This window comes from Nocardia sp. CNY236 (genome assembly GCF_000482385.1).
Taxonomy (GTDB): Bacteria; Actinomycetota; Actinomycetes; order Mycobacteriales; family Mycobacteriaceae; genus Nocardia.
The window spans coordinates 56,208-63,621 of record NZ_AXVD01000028.1 but is presented as its reverse complement, the minus strand read 5'-3'; the positions used below and the strand labels follow the sequence as shown (position 1 = coordinate 63,621).

The following is a 7,414-nucleotide window of genomic DNA, read 5'->3' as shown; positions in this document are numbered from 1 at the left end:
CGCACACGGCGCCGATCATCGTGAAATGGCTTGCGGCACATCCACGCTTCCACATGCATTTCACCCCGACCTACTCCCCCTGGCTCAACGAGGTGGAACGCTGGTTCGGACTGCTGACCGACCAGCAACTCCGCCGCGGCGTCCACAGAAGTGTTGCCGCGCTGGAGAAATCGATCCGTGACTGGGTCGCTGCCTGGAACGAGGACCCGAAACCGTTCGTGTGGACCAAGACCGCTGACGAGATCCTCGAACGCCTCACCTCATATTTGAAACGAATTCCAGGCGCGGGACACTAGGCCACAACCGCCGTTGGTCGGCAGCGGCGGCGGTCGCGCGACGAACAGCGGCAGCCGCCGCACCGTCCCGTACAGCGCACGGCGAAACGGCCGGTGGTGCCGAGCGATTGGCGGGTTCATGCGAAGTGCCTGCGGCGACTGGACGGATGATCGGCCACTGATTCGGATTGGCGCAAATGATCAGGCCGCGGGTTGAACTTCCCGCTCGGCCTGCTCGGCCCACGAGATTTTTTATGTCTCGTGCCAGCATCGGCGTCTGACTTTGTGGATCGGATTGGGCGGGCCGGGTCACCGAATACAGAATGAGGGTTCGGATCGGCAGATTCACGCCTTCGGCCAGGGTGCTGGTGCACATCACCATCGCTATATCGCGACGCACGAGCAGTTCCTCCAACACTTCACGTGTTTCCTGGGGAATGTCGCCATGATGAACGATCGCGCCGTTGCGTAGCGCTCTCGCGCCGATCCAGTCCGGGCCGTACTCCTGTTCGAGATACTCCACGGCGGCGTCTACCGCCGCAGTATCGCCGACCAGTGCCGAGGGCACCGGCAACGGGATGCCGGTGCCGATTTGGTTGATGAGTTCATTCGCCAACGCCAGCACCCCTTGAGTGCCGAATTTCAGGGTCGCGAACACCGCCACGGGCCCCATCGCGAGCGCTTTGCGCGCTGCCGCGATCGCTCGGGCTTTGGTCGAGGTGTAGTCGTAGGTGTTGGCACGTCCAGTCGTGGGCTTGACGTATTCGAAGTCGGTGCGCTGCAGAAAATTGGGGAGAGTGTGCGCGGGTAGAGCTGTCGACACCTCCTTAAGTTCAAGCCCCACTGCCGGTCGTCGGCCCGGTCGGGTAGGCCGTAGAACGGCGTACTCGGCGACAGCGCCGGTAGTCGCTGCGTACGACTGTGTTGTCCGATCCGCCGAGCCAGGCATTGATTTCCTCGATGTTGGGCACGATTGCGGAAACGAAAACCATCCGAGGAGCCGGTGTCCGCCGACGAAGCCTGGCGAGCAGCAGCTCGAGTCCGATTCCGCGAGCGCCGCTGTCGAGGAGATGGCCCTCGTCGCACATCACTAGCGAAACCTGTTCCACCAGTTCGGGTTGCGCGCCGAATAGCCCAGTGAGCGACTCGGGAGTGGCGATGAGGACACGGACGTCGGCGAGGTCGTCGGCTTCCTCGGGTGTCGGAACGGTACCACCGTACACAGTCCTGACTGGAAGGCCCATCTGCGAAAGCTGCCTGCCGAGAGAGTGACGCAGTTCTCGTGCCAAAGCTCGATATGGCACCAAGAGCACAGCTCTGTCATCTGGTCTGTCGGTCAGATGGCTGAACAGCAGGGTCTCGGTCAGGGCGGTCTTGCCCGACCCGGTCGGCATTTGCAGCGAATATGTCCGCGCGCCGGTCAGCAGCCCAGCACTGATCGCTTCGATCTGCGAAGGGAAAACTCCCACACCGGCGGATTGCGGTCAAGGAACGACTCGACCAACGGAGTCCACCGTCGAGAGTTGCCATCGGGCAGGACTGCCCGCACGTTCACGATGCTGAGCCTGTGCAGCAGTGTCGCGTACAGCCGCTGCGCCACCCATTCGTCGGGGCCGGCCAGCGACGCTGCCTGCACCTGCTGCTCGGCGGCAGCGGCCGCCTCGGCGATGCCGGTGTGGGTACCATTGCGGATCGCGGCGATCAGACCTGCGATCTCTCCAGGCTCCTGCGGCTGCAGCCTGCGAGTCAACAAGCTTCGACACGCCCGGCGTACCTCGTCATCGTCATCGTCGTAAGTTGCAGCATCACGCATGGTGACCATAGCGGAGGCGGGATAACCACCACTGTAGAAGGCCACCGCAGCAAAGAACCGAGCATCCGCCTGCGTTTCACCCTGCAAGTCGCGACTGACCGATGTCAGCGCGTTTCCCAACACCGCCCAATCGGCGTGGTCGTCGCGCCCATCGCGGATCCTGCGGAACAGCTCCCCGGCGAGCGAGAAGTAGAAGTCGATGACGCGCGCGTCCAGGTAGGCAATCTCGTCCAATCGCGCCTGCAGACCGAAATCGCGCAAGCTGTACCGGGTCTGGGCGTCGACAACCCACTGTTGAAGGCTGGCTCTCACGGTGCCGCTCCCACCGACTCCGCAGTTTCGACAATAGCGTCGAACACCGCCTGGTAGGTGGACTTGAGGTCGGGAACCGTAATCACGATCAGCGCGCACTCGTCCGCTGCGGGCACGGTGACACTCGCGGTCTCAGCTGCGACCAGGTTCGCGCAGATCACCGCCACCGCCCGGAACTCCCTGTGGGCGGGCGGGTAGTCGGTGGCGTCGACAAACCGGTTGATCTGGTCCAAGGTCACAGTGCCGAGATCACCCAGGATCGCGCGTTCCTGCAGCCATAGCAACGTCTTTACCAGCCGCCCCGCGCGGTCCATGGCCGACCCCTCGATGGCATTCTGAATCGGCGTGAACGACCCCTTGGTCGCCTTGGTCTTGACCTCCGCGCACAGCACACGATCCCGCGCCGACGGTGTCGGCCACTCTGGCAGGACGAACTGCACGACATCGGCCTTCGGCGCGGCCTTTGTTCGCTCCACCTTGAGGCGCCACTTCTTCGGATCCACCACGCCTTCCGGGTGTTCCCGGGAGCCGAAAACAGCGCGGTCAAGATCTCTCCGAAATCCCCGGACATGACCGACCCACTGTCCGGGAGCACCTTTCGTGTGATCTCTGCCTTTGGCATCGACGTGGCCGCATGACGCTCTTCGAGCGTCTTGTCGGTCACATAGCAGCGCCGAAACGGCACGGCCAGTTGCTCGGCGAGCAGCGCTGCGCGGTCGACCGGAATCTCCACCAGCAGATACGGCGCTTCGTGCACCAGCGTGAAGGTCGTCTTGAGCGCCTCCATATCGAGGCCGAGTTCCTCCATCGAGCGCGCTCCCCCTGGACCTTCAGTGTCCGACAACTCCGCCGAATCGTTGTGAGCCCGAGTGAAAGCGAGCGCGTCCATCGCGAGCCTGTCCAGTATAGTAGTACGCCAACCGGATGCTGACGCGACGGGGCTGCTGCATGGATAGATCAAACATCAGCGCAGCGGCCCGGCGCTGCCGCGTACTGGTGGAAGACTTTCGGTGGGACAGCGCGTCGGCCATGTCTCCTGTAGCGCAAAACTGTTACGACTGATCAGAATCGCACCGCCGCCGCTATTTGCCACCGACGACCAGCAGTTTTTGTGCTGAAAAAGGTTGGCGTACTGGTCGATTCCCCCTCCGGACACCAATGCTAACCACAGCAACCCCGGCGCTCACCCGAGCGCGGCGCTGTATCGGTGGGCGCTGCGGCGAGCCTGGTGCACTCCACCTGACCCCCTCAGACCGTGCCAACCGCAGAACAAAGCGCCGTCCCGCTTGCTGGCCCGGCGGCGTTCTGCTCTATCCGGTCCGTGGCTGTGCCGTCGCAGTCTGTATCACCCGCCCGTCTTGACAGACGCTTCGACCCCAGTCTCGGATCCAAGGTTTCGAGACTTCCAGTCGACGTTGCACCCCGCCCTGCCTCCTCGGGGTGCGGGAGCATGTATCGGTAGCGACCGGCACGATGCAACGAGCCCTGCTCTATTCAGCAGCAAGGGCGGCTGACCTCGAGACATCGGACGAATCAGGGTTTTCGGACCTGACCGATCGTCACGATCGCTATATCAGTCCATCGGCAGTAGCTCAGGCCGTCGGAGAGCGTGGGCGCTGTTACGAGGGTGCGCTGCGTTGGGTCGGGTTGCCGACTTCGGGCCACGCGTCGTGCATCGCCGCTGCGGTGCGTTGCAGTAACTCCTCCGATACACGCGCGATCGGTCCTCTGAGCGGTGGCGGATAGCTGTGCCGGGTTTCGGCTGGGCGGTGGGGCAATTCCTGCACGGTCTCTCCAGTTCGGTATGTCCGGCGATATACGTCGGATGCATAGGTGACCGCCGGCGGTGCGCCTACGGTGTTGAACGCATCGCCCAGATCGGGTGCGTGTGTGCGATAGATCGGGGTAACAATGGCGGTTGCTGGTAGAGAACGACACAAGGTGATCGGGGACGTCCATCTACTGCTCACCGATCGACAAGGCCGCGTGCTTTTGGGCAGGCGTGCGAACACCGGCTACGAGGACGGTGCCTACCACCTACCGTCCGGCCACCTGGAGGCCAGCGAGTCGATGGTTGCTGCCCTGGTGCGGGAGGCGAAAGAGGAGATCGGACTCACGATCAGCGCAGAGGCTGTTCGCTTCGCGCATGCCATGCACAATTCGTCCTCCGGTGGACGGGTGGCGTTCTTCTTCCTGGTGCAGGACTGGGATGGTGACCCGGCAAATATGGAGCCCAACAAATGCGATGATCTGGACTGGTTTTACCTCGACGCTTTGCCGGACCGGATGATCCCCTACTGTCGCGAGGCGATGCACCATATCGCTGCGGAGCGGAAGTTCTCGTTGTACGGCTGGTAGGCGAGTTCACCGCGGGGGCGCCATCCCTCTCGATAGCGCCCTGCGGCGTCGGCCTAACTCAAATGACGTTCCACTCAGTGAGTGAGGTAACCAATTCGTCGAAGCGCTGCCCGGTCATGCGCTTGCGGCAAGCATCTTCGGGGGGTTCCTTTGCCGCGCCGTACTGCCACCACGCCTCCTCGGTCTTGTTGTCCATGACCAGGAATCGCTCCATCATCGCTGGGCCGCGCACGACAATCGACACCGTGCCCGGTTCGGCGACAACCGCGTGGATTGCGCTGTGGTGCAGGGTGTAGCTGGAGCCGACCTGTTCCTGCCGGACCATGATGGTGTCGAGGGTGGCCGGATTGAGGTCACTGTGCAGGGCCACCGGGCTGTAGATCCGATGACAGTATTCGCCGCGCAGGATATGGCTGGCGTAGGTCCAGCGGTGGTTGTGTGGGCGATCGTGGTAGCCGGGACCGAATATATGGAGCCGCATACGGACTCCGGTGTCGGGGTCATCGAACAGGACGAGCTTGTCGAGGATGTCGTAGTGCTCGCACAGCGCCATCAGCCGGGGCTCCTCCCGGATCGCGGTCAATCCGCGCTGCAACTCATACCGGCCGCCGACAAACTGTCCGAAGACCTTCCGGGCTGCGGCATCGACGGCTTCCACGTCGTCCCAATCGATGACGCACAGGGGTTCGAGCAGGGTCTCGAACGTGAGCATGGGTTTCTCCTATTCAGGTTTGGCGCTGGACTTCCAGAGGCGGCAGACAGGAACGATGTCGGGGTAGTCCGTGCAGGAGCTGGCGCCCATGACGATCTCCTCGGCGGGGCAACCGCCGAAGCAGGCCGAGGACTTGCAGCCGCCGCAGGCGTTGTCGACCAAGGGGAGGGTGAACAGGTCGAACTCGTTGCGTTCTGTCTCGCGGTTGAGGACGACCTGGTTGCCCTTCATTCGGGCGAGGTACATGTCGGTGTCGAACAGGTAGGAGCAGACGTAGGAGCGGCCGTCGGGGAAGATGCTGATCCGATCCAGGGTGCGGCCGATGCAGCCTTGGTAGCCCTCGGCGGCGTAGCGATCCATCTGGTCGCGGCGAGCGTAGGTCGGCTGGAACCACACCCGGGTGTTATGTGCGGGCGCGACGCCCTCCAGGCGGTTGCAGAAGTCGACCCACTCCGGTGGCGTCATCGCCATGCCCGGGTTCCCGTGCCCGATGCCGATGGTGCTGAACACGTGGAACTTCACCAGCGACGCGCCGATTTCATCGGCGATGGTGAGCAGGTTGAGCACGTCGCCCTCGTTGGCTTTGTTCACCGTGCAGATGATGCGGGTGTCGAACCCACGGGCACACAGCTCTTTGCTGGTCTCCATGGCGATGTCGAAAGTCCGCGGACCGCGCACTGCGTCATGGGTCGCCGCGCTACCCCCGTCGAGGCTGACCTGCACGTAGGCGAAGTCCGACGGTTCGAGTTGGGCGAACTTCCTGCGGGCGGGCTGCTGGGCATTTGTTGTTGTGATGACGTGGCTGTAACCGATCTTGCTAGCGATCTTGATGGAGTCGACATAGAACGGGTGCAGCGTAGGCTCGCCTCCGAGGACGGTGAGCTTGTCGCCGCCCATCTTCCGCCACACCGTGAGCGTGTCGATGATCTGCTGCGGGTTCATTTTCAGCGCCCGCTCGAGGCGTTCGCCCATGTAGCAGTGCTCGCAGCGAAGCTGGCATGCCTCGGTGATGTACAGGTAGACGTTGCGGTACCGGCCGTAGGCCACCCGGTCCACGCGGTCGGGTTCGGGCGCGGTCAAGCCCCGCGGCATGCGTGCGTGACCGTAGCTGTCGGTCTTCGGCATCGGCAGTGGAACGGTGGTCATGCGGTTTGTCTCCTGCTGATCAGCATCGGTTCGACGCGGCCGGCCATCGTGTCGGGTGTCTGGTTGGCGTCGAGAGTGGTGACGGGATATCCGGCGTTGATGAACGCCGCACGGATTGCGTCGGTAGCGCTCTGGTGGCGACGGCTTCGCGCGGCGAACAACGACGGCGCGTCTCCGCGCCTCGGGTGCAGTTGGCCCCCGCACCGACCACACATCCACGCGCTCTGTGCAGCGGCGGTGGCGGGCATGCGCGGATCGGCGATCGGGTCCTTCTCGCAGTGATAACAAACCCTCCGATTCTTTGCCCTGCTCCTACGGGTTCGCTCGTCGACGGCCAGCTCGAGCGGTTCGACCACGCACTGCGGGGCGACCGCGCCGATGCTGTCGATCAACATCGACACCTGTTCCGTTGTCCCTGGGAAGTTGTCCAGGAGAACGGTGTCGACGAGGTTGTCGGCACACACCTGCTCGAGGTAGTTGTGAACCGTCGGCCTGACGGTGCTGTCGTCGATCCAGCCGACTCGGTTGGCCGCCGAGGCCGTTGCCGCAAGTGCATCGGTGGGGACGTGCTCGCGCAGCCGGAAGACCCGACGGCGCCGATCGGTCTCGAGCGCGAGGGTGAGGGTTGTCTTACCGGCGGCGGGTGGCCCGAGGATGGGAACCACGATCGATAACGTCATTTTGCCCCTTTCCAGATTCGATTTCCGGACGAGACGACGATCGCGTGAGGGGGCCGAGAATAACTACACACGAATTGCATTCCGGGTATACGTCGGGCGCATACCCGCTGCGCCGCAT

General features: G+C 63.4%; 9 protein-coding genes. 2 read left to right on the top strand and 7 right to left on the bottom strand.

Annotated elements, in window-relative coordinates; translation table 11 throughout:
• On the top strand, positions 1 to 296 hold a 296-nt coding region (locus K940_RS0115780; protein WP_028478334.1), incomplete at its 5' end, for a transposase.
• Here the strand turns inward: K940_RS0115780 and K940_RS30870 are convergent.
• From K940_RS30870 to K940_RS30855, 4 genes are read right to left on the bottom strand one after another with little or no spacing between them, the layout of a single operon-like run.
• Positions 256 to 1,098, bottom strand: a complete 843-nt coding sequence (locus tag K940_RS30870) for a helicase-related protein (protein ID WP_028478333.1) — start codon at positions 1,096 to 1,098, stop codon at positions 256 to 258. The two genes, K940_RS0115780 and K940_RS30870, sit on opposite strands and share 41 nt — an antisense overlap.
• A 10-nt stretch (positions 1,099 to 1,108) precedes the next feature.
• The gene (locus tag K940_RS30865) at positions 1,109 to 1,744 is read right to left on the bottom strand and encodes a DEAD/DEAH box helicase (protein ID WP_028478332.1); all 636 of its coding nucleotides are present in this window, start codon (positions 1,742 to 1,744) and stop codon (positions 1,109 to 1,111) included.
• The gene (locus K940_RS30860) at positions 1,696 to 2,400 is read right to left on the bottom strand and encodes a hypothetical protein (RefSeq protein WP_028478331.1); all 705 of its coding nucleotides are present in this window, start codon (positions 2,398 to 2,400) and stop codon (positions 1,696 to 1,698) included. Before K940_RS30860 ends, K940_RS30865 begins: the two co-directional genes overlap by 49 nt.
• Entirely contained in the window at positions 2,397 to 2,903 is a 507-nt protein-coding gene (locus K940_RS30855; protein ID WP_155980905.1) for a hypothetical protein, read from the bottom strand. The genes K940_RS30860 and K940_RS30855 overlap by 4 nt, the downstream gene beginning before the upstream one ends.
• 1,408 nt (positions 2,904 to 4,311) lie before the next feature.
• Here K940_RS30855 and K940_RS0115750 point away from each other — a divergent pair.
• The gene (locus K940_RS0115750) at positions 4,312 to 4,758 is read left to right on the top strand and encodes an NUDIX domain-containing protein (RefSeq protein WP_028478329.1); all 447 of its coding nucleotides are present in this window, start codon (positions 4,312 to 4,314) and stop codon (positions 4,756 to 4,758) included.
• Between the two features lie 58 nt (positions 4,759 to 4,816).
• On the opposite strand, the gene K940_RS0115745 is transcribed toward K940_RS0115750, so the two are convergent.
• Genes K940_RS0115745 through K940_RS0115735 form a run of 3 tightly spaced genes read right to left on the bottom strand, consistent with a single transcriptional unit; the run spans position 4,817 to position 7,296 of the window.
• Positions 4,817 to 5,470, bottom strand: coding sequence for a hypothetical protein (locus K940_RS0115745; RefSeq protein ID WP_028478328.1), 654 nt, complete (start codon positions 5,468 to 5,470; stop codon positions 4,817 to 4,819).
• A 9-nt stretch (positions 5,471 to 5,479) separates the two neighbouring features.
• Positions 5,480 to 6,616 carry a radical SAM protein gene (locus K940_RS0115740; protein ID WP_028478327.1) on the bottom strand — a complete coding sequence of 379 codons (1,137 nt, stop codon included), beginning with the start codon at positions 6,614 to 6,616 and terminating at the stop codon, positions 5,480 to 5,482.
• Positions 6,613 to 7,296 carry a hypothetical protein gene (locus K940_RS0115735; RefSeq protein WP_028478326.1) on the bottom strand — a complete coding sequence of 228 codons (684 nt, stop codon included), beginning with the start codon at positions 7,294 to 7,296 and terminating at the stop codon, positions 6,613 to 6,615. Before K940_RS0115735 ends, K940_RS0115740 begins: the two co-directional genes overlap by 4 nt.
• Positions 7,297 to 7,414 lie beyond the last annotated feature (118 nt).